Annotated in this window: 14 protein-coding genes; 9 read left to right on the forward strand and 5 right to left on the reverse strand. The window is 45.6% G+C overall.

Translation table 11 applies throughout. The features are described 5' to 3' along the window. Positions 1–56: 56 nt before the first annotated feature. The 3 genes from F0364_RS11325 to mqnE all read left to right on the forward strand — a co-directional run bounded on the left by F0364_RS11325 (position 57) and on the right by mqnE (position 5402). The gene (locus F0364_RS11325; RefSeq protein WP_153797894.1) at positions 57–1331 is read left to right on the forward strand and encodes a NupC/NupG family nucleoside CNT transporter; all 1275 of its coding nucleotides are present in this window, start codon (positions 57–59) and stop codon (positions 1329–1331) included. A gap of 338 nt (positions 1332–1669) precedes the next feature. Continuing rightward, positions 1670–3973 (forward strand): T9SS-dependent choice-of-anchor J family protein, encoded by a 2304-nt coding sequence (locus F0364_RS11330; RefSeq protein WP_153797895.1) that lies wholly within the window; start codon positions 1670–1672, stop codon positions 3971–3973. Positions 3974–4223: 250 nt separating this feature from the next. Continuing rightward, positions 4224–5402 carry an aminofutalosine synthase MqnE gene (gene mqnE / locus F0364_RS11335; RefSeq protein ID WP_153797896.1) on the forward strand — a complete coding sequence of 393 codons (1179 nt, stop codon included), beginning with the start codon at positions 4224–4226 and terminating at the stop codon, positions 5400–5402. A 309-nt stretch (positions 5403–5711) separates the two neighbouring features. On the opposite strand, the gene F0364_RS11340 is transcribed toward mqnE, so the two are convergent. Continuing rightward, positions 5712–6281, reverse strand: coding sequence for a dihydrofolate reductase family protein (locus tag F0364_RS11340; protein WP_153797897.1), 570 nt, complete (start codon positions 6279–6281; stop codon positions 5712–5714). Positions 6282–6675: 394 nt separating this feature from the next. Here F0364_RS11340 and F0364_RS11345 point away from each other — a divergent pair, with 394 nt between their 5' ends. Next, positions 6676–6972 carry a hypothetical protein gene (locus F0364_RS11345; RefSeq protein WP_153797898.1) on the forward strand — a complete coding sequence of 99 codons (297 nt, stop codon included), beginning with the start codon at positions 6676–6678 and terminating at the stop codon, positions 6970–6972. Between the two features lie 109 nt (positions 6973–7081). Here the strand turns inward: F0364_RS11345 and F0364_RS11350 are convergent, their stop codons facing one another. Continuing rightward, positions 7082–7438: a lipocalin-like domain-containing protein gene (locus F0364_RS11350; RefSeq protein WP_153797899.1), complete on the reverse strand. Its 357-nt coding sequence runs from the start codon at positions 7436–7438 to the stop codon at positions 7082–7084. A gap of 253 nt (positions 7439–7691) precedes the next feature. On the opposite strand from F0364_RS11350, the gene F0364_RS11355 reads away from it, so the two are divergent. Further along, positions 7692–8216: a DUF2975 domain-containing protein gene (locus tag F0364_RS11355; RefSeq protein WP_153797900.1), complete on the forward strand. Its 525-nt coding sequence runs from the start codon at positions 7692–7694 to the stop codon at positions 8214–8216. A 3-nt stretch (positions 8217–8219) separates the two neighbouring features. Next, positions 8220–8429: a helix-turn-helix domain-containing protein gene (locus tag F0364_RS11360; protein WP_153797901.1), complete on the forward strand. Its 210-nt coding sequence runs from the start codon at positions 8220–8222 to the stop codon at positions 8427–8429. Between the two features lie 33 nt (positions 8430–8462). On the opposite strand, the gene F0364_RS11365 is transcribed toward F0364_RS11360, so the two are convergent. Next, a complete protein-coding gene (locus F0364_RS11365) occupies positions 8463–9227 on the reverse strand; it encodes an Ntn hydrolase family protein (RefSeq protein ID WP_153797902.1) in 765 nt (254 codons plus the stop codon). Positions 9228–9879: 652 nt separating this feature from the next. Here F0364_RS11365 and F0364_RS11370 point away from each other — a divergent pair. Genes F0364_RS11370 through F0364_RS11380 form a run of 3 tightly spaced genes read left to right on the forward strand, consistent with a single transcriptional unit; the run spans position 9880 to position 12086 of the window. After that, positions 9880–10440 (forward strand): dihydrofolate reductase family protein, encoded by a 561-nt coding sequence (locus F0364_RS11370; protein ID WP_153797903.1) that lies wholly within the window; start codon positions 9880–9882, stop codon positions 10438–10440. A gap of 42 nt (positions 10441–10482) precedes the next feature. Continuing rightward, on the forward strand, positions 10483–10839 hold the full coding sequence (locus tag F0364_RS11375; RefSeq protein WP_153797904.1) for a YciI family protein: 357 nt from the start codon (positions 10483–10485) through the stop codon (positions 10837–10839). 11 nt (positions 10840–10850) lie between these two features. After that, entirely contained in the window at positions 10851–12086 is a 1236-nt protein-coding gene (locus F0364_RS11380; protein WP_153797905.1) for an RNA polymerase sigma factor, read from the forward strand. Between the two features lie 3 nt (positions 12087–12089). On the opposite strand, the gene F0364_RS11385 is transcribed toward F0364_RS11380, so the two are convergent. Both F0364_RS11385 and F0364_RS11390 read right to left on the reverse strand, forming a co-directional pair. Then, complete coding sequence (locus F0364_RS11385; protein WP_153797906.1) at positions 12090–13055, reverse strand: hypothetical protein; 966 nt, start codon at positions 13053–13055, stop codon at positions 12090–12092. Between the two features lie 122 nt (positions 13056–13177). After that, positions 13178–14542 (reverse strand): alpha-amylase family glycosyl hydrolase, encoded by a 1365-nt coding sequence (locus F0364_RS11390; protein ID WP_207632619.1) that lies wholly within the window; start codon positions 14540–14542, stop codon positions 13178–13180. Positions 14543–14958: the final 416 nt, after the last annotated feature.

Below are 14958 nucleotides of genomic sequence, written 5' to 3' on the forward strand. Positions count from 1 at the left end.
TATTTTGGGGCGAAAAATGGCTATCTTCATTACCATACAAAACTGTAACTGCTGATATGCAAAGATTTCATGGTTTATTAGGCATTGCTTTAATACTGGGATTAGCTTTTTTATTTTCGAACAACAGGAAAAAAATCAATGTGCGGTTGGTTGTAACCGGCATAGCATTACAGGCGGTTATCGCCTTCCTCGTTTTTAAGGTGGAAATAGTGCAACGCTTTTTTACCAAACTTGGGCACGGCATGCAGCGTATTGAAGAGTTTGCACGGCAGGGCGCCTCTTTTGTGTACAGCGGCCTTGCCATTGAGGCGGCGCCCGGCTCTTTCATAAATTATGCGGCGGGCGGTTTTGTATTCGCATTTAACGTAACGGCCACCATTATACTGGTTTGCGCACTGGTGGCTATATTATATCATTTCGGCATTATGCAGCGCATTGTTTCGGTTATTGCCCGTGCTATGAATATTTTGATGCGTGTAAGCGGCGCCGAAGCGTTGAGCAATGTGGCCAGCGCTTTTGTAGGCCAGGTGGAAGCGCAGGTAATGATACGCCCCTACCTCCAGGGCATGACACGCAGTGAACTGCTGGCCAGCATGAGCGGCAGCCTGGCCTGTATTGCTGGCGGCATTATGGTGGTATATGCCAATATGGGCGCCGCAGCCGGGCTTGACCTTGCGCCCAAGCTTATTACAGCCAGCCTTATGGCGGCGCCGGGTGCTTTGGTAATATCCAAAATAGTGTGGCCTGAAACGGAAGAAAGCCAAACCATGGGTAACGTAAAACTAAAAGTGGAAAGCAACTACACCAATGTTATTGACGCTATCTCCCACGGCGCCGGGGATGGCTTTAAGATAGCCATGAATGTTATTGCCATGCTTATTGGCTTTATTGCCGTTATTGCCCTGCTGGATTTTATTCTTATACGCACCGGCCACCTTTTTAACCCCAATTTCGATTTAAGCCTTAACTGGATATTCGGTAAACTGTTTTACCCCTTTGCCTGGGCCATGGGTGTACCGGCAGAAGATGTAAACAGCGTAGCTACCCTGCTGGGACAAAAAATTACCATCAACGAATTTGTAGCTTTTAAAAACCTCACAGATAAAAATATCAGCTCTCATGTGGCAGTTGTTTCAGAGAAAGGGCTGCTGATTGTAAGCATCGCCATTTGTGGCTTTGCCAACCTTAGCAGTGTGGGCATGCAGATTGGCGGTATTGGGGAACTGGCCCCGGGCCGCCGTACAGACCTGGCAAAACTTGGCCTTAAAGCCTTGCTTTGCGGTACGCTGGCCTCGTACCTTTCCGCTACCATCGCGGGTATTATTATTTGAGGGGGTGAATGGTGAGTGGTGAGTAGTCAGTGGGGGGGTTTCGTTCTGTATTCAACATTCCTTGTTCCTTGTTCGATATTCTCTACCCGGGCTGAAAAGCCGCCCAATGAACCGAACGATGAACGGATTGCGACGCAACGATGATTCCATGAAAAACCGGGGCCGGTATCTAAAAATGCATTTTACACGGTAAGCTGGCTGGACACAAACAAGTATAAACAACATACGTATATAAAAATGAGGCGTTGGCAGATACAGGCAGCGAAAACCCGGCGAACAACGTCTTGACTTTCAGTAATGATTATACCGGGCATCATTTTATTTTAAAACTTATTCTGTTGAAAAAGGTATTCTTTATTCTGTGCGCCTGCGTTTTGGCAGGAACATTTGAATCGCTGGCTCAGAAAAAAACTGCTAACCAAAACACCACCGGCAGCAAAACGCTTATCCGTTGCGCCACCATGGAACACCTGGCCGCCTGGAAGCAACTGCCAATGGCAAAAAGTACCCCTTCGGTTTCTGCCGGCAAAAAAAATCCGGCAGCCGGTAATGGAACGGTGCAAACGCACACCGGCACAAAAGAAACCGCGGGCCCTGTTTACATTCCGGTGGTGGTGCACATTGTATTGCCTTTTTCCACACAGGTAAGCGATGCTGATGTTGAGCAGCAGATAGCGCAACTTAACCAGGATTTCGCGGGCCTTAATGCTGACAGCAACAATATACCACCGGCTTTTAAACCGTTGTTTGCCAAAAGCAAAATACAGTTTGTATTAGCCAGGCGCACCCCCGGTGGTGGCCTTACCAGCGGCATAGAAAGAAGAAACAGCAATGTGGAGTTTAGCTCTGCCGCAACCGAAGATGCCATTAAGTTTAACGCCCTGGGCGGCCTGGATGCATGGGATGCCTCCCGCTACTTCAATATATGGGTGGGCAATAACTCTTCCGGGATATTGGGTTATGCCACTTTTCCTGAAACAGACGCCATGAACCAACAGGGTGTTTGCATAAATATCTTAGGATGGGGTGGCAATAGCTGCTATGTTGACCCATCCTATAACCTGGGCAGAACGCTGGTTCACGAAACAGGCCACTTCTTCGGCCTCTACCATATATGGGGGGATGACAATGGTTGTGATGGAGATGATTTTGACCAGTTGACCGGCAACTTATTGCCCGCAGGTTTATTTAATCCGCCCGGTCAGGGCAATACCGCTGACGATATTGGCGATACCCCCAACATGGGCCGCTCAACCGGTGGTTGCCCTGTAGGTATACAAACTGATGCCTGTTCGCCAACAGCGCCGGGCAGGATGTACCAGAACTATATGGACTATACCGACGATGCCTGCTACAACATGTTTACCACCAAGCAGGTAGAACGTATGGAATGGGTGCTGGACAATCTTCGGGAAACGCTTACTGCTTCCGTTACCGCCACACTGCCCGCTAATTTACCGGCGCTGGATGCCGCGGCTACGGCATTTGTAAATCCCGGCAGCATAGAAACCATTGATTGTGAATCCTCCGCCTATCCTTCTGAATTACAATGTATAACACCTATTACCCCCAGTTTTATTGTTACCAATGCAGGCACCACTACCCTTACTTCTGTACGGGCAGAGCTTAGGGTAAATGGCCAATCTGTGTCAACAGTGACAGCGAATGTAAACCTGCCTGTATCAGCTTCTGCTATTATCCGTTTCCCGTCTTTTACACCAGGTGAAGGCGACAACATTTTGCAGGTTACCGTCTCCAGTCCCAACAACGGCGCCGACCAAAACGCCGCCAACAACAGCATTCAAACTACGCTTACCGTACTTTCACCGGCAGCATTGCCGTTAACCGAAGGCTTTGAGGGTACCACCTTCCCTCCTGCCAACTGGAGCATTTTGCAGGCGCCCGCAGATGACATTACCTGGCAGCGCACCACGCAGGCTGCCAAATCCGGCAATGCCTCGGCCTACATCAACAACTTTAATTACCAGGCTTTTGATAATACCGATGAACTGATCATGCCCCGCATGAGTTACGAAAATGTGGATTCCGTATTCCTGAAGTTTGACGTGGCCGCGGCTACTTACAGCGACCCCGGCTCCACCGACATTCCCTTGGACACGCTTACCGTGCTCATCAGTACCAATTGTGGCCAAACTTTTACCGAAGTGTATAAAAAGTGGGGTACAGAACTGGTTACCGTTCCCGGAGAAAGGGAAACTGAATTCTTCCCCACTTCCACCCAATGGCGCAACGATTCCATTAACCTTACGCCCTATACCGGCACTACCGGCGACCTGGTAGTAAAATTCCGTAACACGGTAAACTACGAGAACAATGTGTTTATTGACAACGTGAATATTTACACCAAAACCGTCCCCGTATTGCTCAAGCAAAACGGTTATCTTATTTATCCCAACCCCTTCAGCAACCAGGTATTGGTGCAGCACCTGCAACCGCCCACACAGCTAAAGGGCATTAATGTGTACAGCGCAACAGGCCAGTTGGTTTACCGCCAGCAATACAGCACAGCACCGCCATCGTCCATATACATTAACCTGCCTAACCTGGCTTCCGGGGTGTATTTTATGCGGTTGATTTATACTGATAAAGAGGTAACGCAAAAGTTAATTAAACTCAACTAAAGCCAACCGCTGCTCCGCAGCAGTAAAGCGATTATTATTGGACGGACAGGGGAATATGAATTGGGCTTCGTTGTGTCACTCACTTCTGCGTCCGGTTTTTATGGCAGCTTTTCAGCCCTTTTAGGATCGGTGACAGCAATGAGCCTGACCTCATGCACCCAGCTACCTGCAACCGGCCACCACCCAACAAATTCACAAAACAGCCGGCTATATTTGTTTCAGCAATAACTTTGCGGGCAAAACCGGAAGTATGACAGCAGCAATGAACCATGCGGAGAAAATTGTGGAATCAGTAAAGGACAATGAGCTTAAAGGCATCGGCGAAAAAATTATCAATAAGCAGCGGATTAGTTTTGATGACGGCGTTCTTCTTTTTGAAAAAGCATCTTTACCCTGGGTAGGTGCACTGGCCAATTTTGTAAGGGAATACCGTCACGGGAATAAAACCTATTTCAACCGCAACTTTCATATAGAACCCACCAATGTTTGCGTGTTCTCCTGCAAATTCTGCTCATATTCCCGCCTGTATGCCCACCGGGAAGAAGGCTGGGAACTGAGCATTGACCAAATGCTGGACATTGTAAAAAAATACGATGGCAAACCCGTTACCGAAGTGCATATAGTGGGCGGCGTTCACCCTAAAATGAACCTGGCCTACTTTATTGAACTGATACAAAAAATAAATGCCCACCGGCCAGACCTGCATGTAAAAGGCTTTACTGCTGTGGAGCTGGATTACATGTTCCGCAAGGCTAAGGTTAGCATTGAAGAAGGCATGAAAATGCTGAATGCGGCCGGCCTTAAATCATTACCCGGCGGCGGCGCGGAGATATTTCACCCGGAAATACGCTCACTCATTTGCCATGATAAGGTAGACGCGGAAGGCTGGCTGCACATTCATCGTACGGCCCATCAACTGGGTATGCACAGCAACGCTACCATGCTCTATGGCCACATAGAAAAATTTCATCACCGTATTGACCACATGGACCGCCTGAGAACCCTGCAGGATGAAACCGGCGGCTTCAACACATTTATACCCCTCAAGTTCAGGAACCGGGATAACGAAATGAGCCATGTACCGGAAACCGCTGTTGTGGAAGACATGAAGCTGTACGCGGTGGCAAGGCTGTACATGGATAACTTTCCACACCTTAAAGCTTACTGGCCTATGCTGGGCCGCCAGAATGCGCAGCTTACACTCAGCTTTGGCGTTAACGATCTTGACGGCACCATTGACGATACCACCAAAATATACTCCATGGCCGGCAGCGAGGAGCAAACACCTGCCCTTAGCACCGCCCAACTGGTTACCTTAATAAAACAGGTAAAAAGAGAACCTGTTGAACGGGACACCCTGTACAATGAAATAAAAAATTACAGTAACATAGATCTTAAAGAACTGGAAGTAAACCCGCTTTATAATTAACACGAATGTGTTTATTTGGGGCTTTGGTAAAAATATGCGGATGACAAAATCTGTGTTATAGCCAAACACTTTTTAGCTTGAATACATTAGGATTGACTTACTTACCTGGGTAGTGCTTTGTATTATTCATACTGAAAGCCTACAGTTGCTGAGATGGGTAGAAACAAAGCCAATACGGTGGGAAAAGCTGCGTAGCGAACAGAACGCACAAGAGTGCGACGCAACAACAGCTTAATTGATGTCCTCCTGCCGGGCCCATAAAAATTACTCCGCCCTTCCTTTTGGGAATGAGGTTAAGGTTAGTTTGCCTTATAGCTGCACCTGGTATTTATTGCACAATGTTCCGTTGGATAACTGATGCGATGCCGAAAGGCTAAGCTTTGTAACCCGCTCAGTTTTTCTGAACAGGGGGATGCCATCTCCGAAAATTACTGGGTGTACAATAAGCCAGATATTGTCAATGACATTGATGTTAAGCAATTCGTGAACAGCAGTAGGACTGCCAAAAATTAAAATGCTTTTGCCCTGTTGTTCTTTTATAGCGTTTACTTCATGCAAAAGGTTGTGGCTGATAATATGAGAGCTATTGGCAGTAGTCGGTTGCAGGGTTTTAGACAAGACTATCCTGGTAGCTGAATTGTACCAGTTTGAATACTTAATGATGTTTTCTGTAGCGTCGGGTTTATCCGCGGCAGTTGGCCAGTATGCTTCTAAAAGTTCGTAAGACACCCGTCCAAACATGGCCGCATCGGCATCATCTATAATGCTGCACACAAATGCCAGGTTTTCTTCGCCTCCTATAAAGTTGTCGAATTCTCCTTTTGGACCAGCCACAAAGCCATCCAAAGAAATCTGTGCAATTAAATTTAACGCTCTCATGGCAACGTTTGATGATGGTTTGTTAAGAGATGTTTTATGCAAAGAACAACCGCGATTTAATACCTGGTGGTTCTCAATGGTATTTGAAATTTACGGCTCTATTTGTTGTTACATGATTTTTTTCAGCAAAACCTTAGAAATAAGGCGGGAGGTTACTGACACTTGTAACAGCTACAATGAATGTTTACCTTTATGAAAATGCGGCATGAGTGATGCCGGCTTTTTATTAACATCAGCTATAAGCAACGCTAAAATGGGTACAAACCTTATCATACACTTTTTTAAAAGGGCTGCTGTTTGTATGTTGGCTTTGGGGTGCATTACTGTTCCCAAAGCACAAAAAACTGTATGCGAAGCTGCGTTGAAAGACACAGCGACGGTTACCTATATCCCTATGGCAGAACTTAAAGCCAACCTTGATAAATACCATGGAAAGTGGATTGCTACAGAAGGAATTTATTACACGGGCTTTGAACAATCGGCACTTGGCCTTAAGGATGGCGCTAAAGCGGGTGAAATATTCCCCTCGCTATGGATTAACCTGGATAGTAAACTGCCCTGCCTGAGAAACATTGAGCAATTCAATGAAACCTATATAAGGCTAAAAGGCCGGGTTAATATAAAAGCAAAAGGGCACATGGGCGGTTATGCCGCAACAATAGAAAATGTTTTTTACATAGAGCGGTTGTAAGCTGTTTGTCTCAACGCCTAATCAATCCACTTTTATCAATACCCTTTTCCAGGTTTTGTTGTCGCCGATAATCAGAGAATCTCCTTTTAAAATAAAGGGCCTTTGTTGGTCAGTATCTATATACCAGGGTAGCCAGGGAATTTGTATAAAGCCAGCTTAATAAGTTGATGTTATATTTTTTAGCAGAATCTTCCGGGATTTTTAAAGGCCTATCAGCAGAAATATTCAGGTTAACAATACCGCCTGGGGTATAGGTAAAAAATCCTTTTGGGTGTTGCCCATAATCATATTGCCATTTTCCCGCTACGGAATCAAAGTCTGCATACTCAACCAGCTTCCACGTGCCAGCCAGTTTATTTACCTGTGGAGCAGATGCAGATTTTGGCTGGGTTAAACCCTGGGCTTTGGAGAAAGGGGAAAAGAGCATAGCTAAAAGCATCAGAGAATATAACTGTGCCGGTTGCATGTTGTAATGGTTTACATTTCTATTGAAACTGAATTGTCACTCACTCAAATTACGATGTTTGCTTTACTATACCTCACCCGATAGAAATCCATCGCTTCGTTCACTACTTAGCATACCCCACCCTACCACCGCAGTATGCCAGCAATAAGCCTTCACGCTCATCAATAATAATTTTCCTATTATCTTAAAATATTTATTGTTTTTCAATAAATATTTATCTATATTTGTTTTCAAATTTTAAACAACTCTTTTTATGAAAACAAAAACTGAACAAATCCTGGCGGCGATGAACGTGCTGTCATGGGTAGTATTTTTCGGCTTGCTGGTAAAAGCCGGCGCCATCATTTTTTCCTATGTGGTCAGCATCTCAAACCCCGAAGCTGCAAAAAACCTTTACATGGGGCTTGATTTATACAGCATCAGGCAGCATGACCTGTGGCAGTACACAGGTACAGTTTCGCTAATGGTTACCTTATTAATTCTTGAGGCCTATGTAGCTTTTCTTGTTACCAGGGTGCTGTCTAAAATTAAACTGGCCAGCCCTTTTACCATGGAAATATCCAGGATACTGGAGAAAATCAGCTACCTGATACTATTGGTATGGGTTACGGCCATGCTGTACAATGCGCATGTAAAATGGCTTTCAAAAACAATCGGCATGGCCCGGGAAAACTTTATCTCCGGCGAATTTATTTTCCTGGCAGGTGTGGTATTTATTTTCTCACAGGTATTTAAGAAGGGGGTGGAAATTCAATCTGAAAACGAATTAACAGTATAACTTATGCCAATTATAGTAAACCTTGATGTTATGATGGCCAGGCGAAAAATGTCGTTAAACGAACTTTCGGAAAAAGTAAACCTAACATTGGCCAACTTATCCATTTTAAAAACCGGCAAGGCTAAAGCCATCCGCTTCAGCACACTGGAAGCCATTTGCAAAGCACTTAATTGCCAGCCCGGCGATATACTTGAATTTACGGAAGAAGAATAACCAGTCAGCCGCGTCAGCAAAACCGGCCCCCTACTACCAGGAATACTCCTGCACGGGGCAACCCCTCTTCTTTTTATGCCAGATAGCCTGGCCTGCTTTTACTTCTAAAATGTCTATGGGGCCGCCAACAAACCGGGGCTGGTCTTCGGCTTCCAGTTTAATAAGCTTTTCCACAAGGTTCAATGGCTCAACCGTTTCGCTATTGTGCTGCATATAATGGTTAATGGCGGCAGTTTCTCCAAAACAGTAAGCTCTTGTGTTATCCTGGCCGGTAAGCGCCCCGGTTGGCTGTTCCGCTTTTACCAGCAGCGTTTCCATGTTTTGTATACTGAAGTTTACTAGCCTGGCAATGGGCCGGACACTGTCGCACCCAATAATAGCTATGGACAAAATATTGTCCCGGTACTCCATGCTTTTAGCAAAAAGCGCAGCATGCAACTGCTGTTGCCGTTTTAGTTCAATGCTCAGCAGCCTGCAAAGATCGGCGCTCATCGCCTCTACAGCCGCATGCAGGGTAGCCTGCCGTTGCAGGTAATTGCTGATTACCCGGGCCGCATCAAAATTGGTCATGGAGTTTTGGGTTAGGCCGCAAAGGGCAAAATAAAAGTTGCCGGCCTGGTGAATTTTAGAGACTTTCCTCTTTTCCGGTTTCAGCGTTCGCAGGTCAATAAAAGTGCCCCTGCTGTCTGCACCAAGAATAACTGACGTGGGCGTTACAATAACTACGATGGAGGAAGCATGTACAGCAGTTGTACAGCATGCAGCGGTTACTGCACAAATCAATAGGAACTTGGACATTGGATAGGTAAGCCGGTGTTTTTGCCAGGCAGTTGTACAAAATTGCGCGTCCAGCCAATACGCACACATTAAAATTTGGGTTATGCAATAAAAAAATAATTAAGAAAACACAGGGCATTACCGGCGAAAAAAACGTCTGTTATGGATAAGCTGTTGGTTTACAAAGATTAGAGAAAAACCGGGCAGCAATCTTCCATTGTGGGGGTGATAAAAAATATTTTTAGGGGGTGCCCCCAAGCTGCGCAAGGGGTCGGGCTTTCCGCTCATACTCCGGCACAAAGCCCTGCTGCGATGGCCTCACCGGGGTATCCGCTTCAATCCCTCACCCGAAAGCTGGTTGCAGGTTACCGGTTGCAGGATGCCGGTCTGTTGAAGTGTAAAAACCTGGTGATTTGTTTAATTGATGAAGCGCAGAAAAAATTACGTAACGGCCGCTGACATTAAACCTTGAACAAAAGAACACCGAAAAGTTACAGCCTGCTGCCCAATGCTGCATAGCGTACAAAGCGTACAAGTGAGTGACACAACCAAAGCCCAATAGCAGCACTGTAGCTTAGTACAAAAATGTTTTTGTCTCTTTGTCCAGTTTATGCCGCCCCATTTGTTACATAGGTGCAATTCATACATTCATTAACCTTTAAAACCATGTATCATGGGAAAGTTAACCGTATTTAATTTTATGACGCTGGATGGCTATTTCCAGGGACTGGATGGCGATATTAGCTGGCACCGGCACGGGCAGGAAGAAAGCCAATTTGCATCAGACAGTATGAAACCGGGTGGCACATTGGTATTTGGCCGCAAAACTTACGAAATGATGGCCTGTTACTGGCCTACGCCCATGGCCATTGAAACCATGCCCGACGTAGCAGCGGGTATGAACAACGCACAAAAAATTGTATTTTCCAAAACGCTGGATGAAGCAGGCTGGCAAAACACCCGGCTTATTAAAAGGGATATGATTGACGAGATGAAACGGCTTAAATGGGAACAGCCCGGCGACATGACCATCCTCGGCAGCGGCAGCCTGGTTACGCAGTTTGCGGAAGCCGGCCTGGTAGATGAATTTGGCTTTATGATTGACCCGGTGGCCATCGGCGGCGGATCGCCGGTATTTGCTAATGTTAAACACAAACTTGACCTTGAGCTGATTGATTCAAGAACCTTTAAAAGCGGCACTGTATTGTTAACCTATGCACCGCTTAAAAAGTAGCAACTTAAATAGTTTTCTGCAACCTTACATAAATGGCAACAAATGGAAGAATATCTTATACTGATGCGGCTTGACCTTCTTACCAAAGAAGCACAACCATCACCAGAGCAAATGGAAGTTTATATGAAAATGTACCACGATTGGGTAGGCGGTATTGCTGCCCAGAATAAATTTTCAGGCGGCAGAGGCTTATCAACAGAGGGCAAAGTATTAAAGGCCAACAACGTAATAACAGATGGCCCTTATGCGGAAACTAAAGAATCGCTTGCCGGTTTTATTATTGTTAAGGCGAAAGACTTTGATGAAGCAGTGAGCATGGCAAAAGCCTGCCCTATATTGCTGGGCGAAGGCAACAGCGTGGAAGTAAGAAAAATATCATCCGTACACCAAACTGCCTGATTGCACAACCGATGCATAACGGAACACTGATACCGCATTTATTCAGAACAGAGTACCGCAAAATTGTAGCGGTACTCTGTAAACATTTTGGCTTTGAACAGGTAGAGACAGCGGAAGATATTGCCAGCGAAACTTTTGTTACAGCGGCCCAAACCTGGGGCCTGGACGCCATGCCCCAAAACCCGGTGGCCTGGCTGTACAGCGTTGCTAAAAACAAAGCGGTTAACCACCTGCGGCGCAGTGCACATTTTAAACAAAACATTGCCCCGGCATTGCGGCAGGCTTCCGGCATGTATGGTGAAGATGATATTGATCTATCGCCTGGCAACATTAGCGACAGCCAGTTGCAGATGATGTTTACCGTTTGCCACCCCTGCATACCGGCCGAAGCGCAGGTAGGTTTATCGCTGCGCATACTTTGCGGCTTTGGTATAGAAGAAATAGCCCACGCTTTTTTAAGCAACAAAGAAACCATCAACAAACGGCTGCTGAGGGCAAAAGAGAAACTGCGGGAAGAAAAAGTACGTATTGAAATACCCGGCCCAGCAGAAATAGAAGAGCGGTTATCGCCGGTATTAACTACTATTTACCTGCTGTTTAATGAGGGCTATTATTCCGTTAGCCAAAACCAAACATTGCGCAAAGAGCTGTGCCTGGAAGCCATTCGCCTTTGTACCATGCTGGTGGAAAACAGTGCCACCTGCAAGCCCCGTGTAAATGCCTTGCTGGCCTTGATGTGCTTTCATATCTCCCGGTTTGACGCCAGGCTAAACCAACAGGGCGAACTGGTTTTGTATGAGGAGCAGGATGCGGATTTATGGAACAAAGACTGGATAGCAAAGGGCGCCCATTTTCTTCATAACGCGGCCAGTGGCAGCATGCTTTCAAAATATCATCTTGAGGCAGGCATAGCCTTTTGGCATACCCATAAAGAAGACACCCCGGAAAAATGGGAAAACATTTTACAGCTTTACAATCTCTTACTGCAAACAGCCTACTCCCCCATTGCAGCACTTAACAGAACGTATGCGCTGTACAAAGCCCGTAACAGAATGCTTGCTATTACAGAAGCAGAAAAACTAAACCTGGCCGCCAACCATTTTTATTTTGTGCTGCTGGGCGAGCTGTACACGGGTGTTGACAATCTTAAAGCCGCAGCACATTTTAAACAGGCGCTTTTGCTGGCTAAAACAGCGGCTGATAAACAGGCGATACAAAAGAAGCTGGAAGCATTAATGGCTGGATAATTATCAAGGCTGTAGAGGCGCAGGTAAGTCATCATTGCTGTAATAGGTAAAATCGCTCTTTGCCAGCATTTTCTTTTTGCCGTTTATAAAGGTAAAACGCTCCACTTTCATCAGCTTACCGCTCATGAAGTACACAGGTTGCTCTATCCATTTACGCTCTTTTTTTTCAAAGAGTTCTTTTCTTTCTATTGAGCCATCCGCGTTGTAAAAAATTTTCATTACCTGCTTTGCGGGTACGCTGTAATCAGTATCAGGCTTTTTGATTTTAATTTCACGCAGCGTCCCTCTGTCATCATAAGTATAGTTGCAGGTTAATGCATAGTCCAGTGTAATCACCATCCTTTTAGAAATAAGCTGGTGTAAAAAAGTATCCAGGTTATAGCCCCACCCATTCTGCGGCACATAGTGTATATCACCGGCATCATAAGGGTACAGGTTGTAATTAAAATATTGCCTTACAGCTTCATTATTGGTGATGCAATTACCGCTCATATCAAAATCAATATCAAAGTTTTTCAAAGCTGTTTCATTCTCATCCCATACCGTTACAGACTGCCGTTTTACAAGCTGGTCCATGTAATCAATAGTATGCTTATACCGTAAGCCAATACCCACCAGTTTCTGGTAACTCATAATACCCTCGCCAAAGGGTACAGATACCTGGCTGTTGGCCTGTTTGCCGGGATTATCTACCAACACTGCATCAATGCCTTCGGCTTTTGCTTTCTCTTTCAGTGCCAGTATCATTTCATCCAGTGTGGCGCTCAACCTGCCGGTTACTTCCACCATTTTAATGCGGTAATAAGGCTCTTTTGGCCCTTCGTTGTTAAAGAAAATATCAACCGGCCTTGTATGTGGTTTTACAGGTATATCCGACAATGAATTTTTTGCGGTGGCAACGGCGTAATGTGGCAGATAATTTTCACAGGAGATCAAAAAAAGCAATGGGAACAGGTAAAGAATTTTCATAAGCTTGTTTGCCTAAAACTCATGAAGATTTTCTTTCCAAAGAATTTTTCAGTTTCAATTTTTTGTTAACGCCTCCGTCTTTAACAAAGCAATAAACTACTTACCTCAATGTACCCGTTTTATCAGTACACATATACTGCATATCCCCAGGGCTCCAATGTAAAATCCTGCTCCGCTTCTATATTCTCCGGCTTTCCCAAAAAAAGGTTTTCAGGAGATCCCTCCGGTTCTCCGTTTAAAGAAAAGGTTTGCTTTTGGTTAGACAGGTTAAGCAGTACCATTATTGTATCATCTCCTTTCTGGCGCAGGTATGCGTAGATAGCTTCATCCTTTGATGATTTCAGTTTTACAAAGTTTGCATCAGCAGAGAGTGCAGCATTACGCTTTCTCAGATTAAGCAGGGCTTTATAAAATTCAGCCCTTTCAAATTTGCTGAAGGTAATAGTGTCTTTGTAAAAGAAACTGATGCTGTCTAAGAAAGGTTCCTCCTGCCCGCTGTAGATAAGCGGTACGCTTTTGCCAGCGGTTTGGGTAAATACCGCAAAAGGTGCGTGAATATCACCCGGCATGGTGCCATAGTCGGCCTTGTTCCAGCTATTCTCATCATGGTTGCTGGTAAAATAAAGCAACAGGCTGTTAGCAGGGTAAGTAGAGTCAACAACCTGTATCACACTGTCAAGGGCCGTGGCGGGGGCTTCACCTTTGGCTATTTTTTTCATCGCGTTAAACTCATTCCAGGTGTAGGTTGCATCAAACCCATCCACATGAAGCGATGGCTTGTTACCTTCAGCCAGCATAAAAACATTTTTTTCATTTCGCAACTCAGGTATGCATTTTTGCCAGAAAGCATCCGGCACTTCTCCGGCAACGTCGCAGCGAAAACCATCTATGCCGGTTTCCCGTATCCAGAACAGCATACAGTTAATCATGCTGTCCTGCAAAACAGGGTTATCATAATTCAGCTTGCGGGTATCTGTCCAGTCGTATTGGGCCATTACTTTACCGGTGGAGTCATGTACATAAAAATCAGGATGTTTTTGCAGCCAGTAATGGTCGCCGCCGGTATGGTTGGCCACCCAGTCGGTAATAACCTTAAACCCTTTGGCATGGCATAGCTTCACCAGGTTTTTCCAGTCCTCCATAGTGCCGTACTCCGGGTTAACGGCGGTATAGTGCGCCGCCGCGTAATAGCTGCCCAGCGCCCCTTTTCGGTCAACCTGGCTGATGGGGGTAATGGGCATAAACCAAAGCGTTTGTACACCCATTTCCTTCAGCCTGTCAAGGTGCTTTTCAAAAGCCTTAAATGTGCCTTCGGGTGTGTACTGGCGAATGTTTACCTCGTAAATATTGCCCTGCATTATCCAGGCCGGGTGACCGCTAACAGTAGCGGTATCGCCGGTTATAATTACATTTTCAGAAGTATTGGTTTTGCAGGAGCAGAAGCCGGCAAGCAACAGTAACGGCAACAAACGCAGGCAGTATTTCATATCGCGAATTTGGAATAAATATAAAGCAGTTTGGTGAAGCACAGCCAGACCATCCATGACAAGCCTTCAAAGAGACAAATACACTGCGAATTTTTATGGTCCCGGCATTATAACAGGCATGAGACTTTACTTGCGTCGCACTCTTGTACGCCTTGTTCTCTACGCGGCTTTTCCCGCATGGTAATTTAGCCCGCCAACAGCATCCTGCAACTGTTAACCGGCTGCCGGGCAATGTCATTAAGTTAAGCCCCATCGGGGCTTCCTGTTTGTAGAAACAAAATCATTTTAGATGAACGGATGCCACAGAGTGGTTACCCAATCGTCGCTTAAGGGTAGCCGCTATGCGGCATAATTCCCTTGTTGCATGCTATTTCTACAAACAGGTAGCACTTATGGCACAAAGAACAAAGTCTTTC

It is taken from the genome of Foetidibacter luteolus (genome assembly GCF_009650435.1).
In the GTDB taxonomy this organism is placed as follows: domain Bacteria; phylum Bacteroidota; class Bacteroidia; order Chitinophagales; family Chitinophagaceae; genus Foetidibacter; species Foetidibacter luteolus.

Bases quoted from the DNA above. Each gene is read 5' to 3' on its own strand.
- F0364_RS11375 (WP_153797904.1), top strand. From the start codon at position 10,483: ATGGAAGAATATCTTATACTGATGCGGCTTGACCTTCTTACCAAAGAA.
- F0364_RS11340 (WP_153797897.1), bottom strand. From the start codon at position 6,281: ATGAGAGCGTTAAATTTAATTGCACAGATTTCTTTGGATGGCTTTGTG.
- F0364_RS11365 (WP_153797902.1), bottom strand. From the start codon at position 9,227: ATGTCCAAGTTCCTATTGATTTGTGCAGTAACCGCTGCATGCTGTACA.
- F0364_RS11360 (WP_153797901.1), top strand. From the start codon at position 8,220: ATGCCAATTATAGTAAACCTTGATGTTATGATGGCCAGGCGAAAAATG.
- mqnE (WP_153797896.1), top strand. From the start codon at position 4,224: ATGACAGCAGCAATGAACCATGCGGAGAAAATTGTGGAATCAGTAAAG.
- F0364_RS11385 (WP_153797906.1), bottom strand. From the start codon at position 13,055: ATGAAAATTCTTTACCTGTTCCCATTGCTTTTTTTGATCTCCTGTGAA.
- F0364_RS11350 (WP_153797899.1), bottom strand. From the start codon at position 7,438: ATGCAACCGGCACAGTTATATTCTCTGATGCTTTTAGCTATGCTCTTT.
- F0364_RS11390 (WP_207632619.1), bottom strand. From the start codon at position 14,542: ATGAAATACTGCCTGCGTTTGTTGCCGTTACTGTTGCTTGCCGGCTTC.
- F0364_RS11355 (WP_153797900.1), top strand. From the start codon at position 7,692: ATGAAAACAAAAACTGAACAAATCCTGGCGGCGATGAACGTGCTGTCA.
- F0364_RS11325 (WP_153797894.1), top strand. From the start codon at position 57: ATGCAAAGATTTCATGGTTTATTAGGCATTGCTTTAATACTGGGATTA.
- F0364_RS11380 (WP_153797905.1), top strand. From the start codon at position 10,851: ATGCATAACGGAACACTGATACCGCATTTATTCAGAACAGAGTACCGC.
- F0364_RS11345 (WP_153797898.1), top strand. From the start codon at position 6,676: ATGGCAGAACTTAAAGCCAACCTTGATAAATACCATGGAAAGTGGATT.
- F0364_RS11370 (WP_153797903.1), top strand. From the start codon at position 9,880: ATGGGAAAGTTAACCGTATTTAATTTTATGACGCTGGATGGCTATTTC.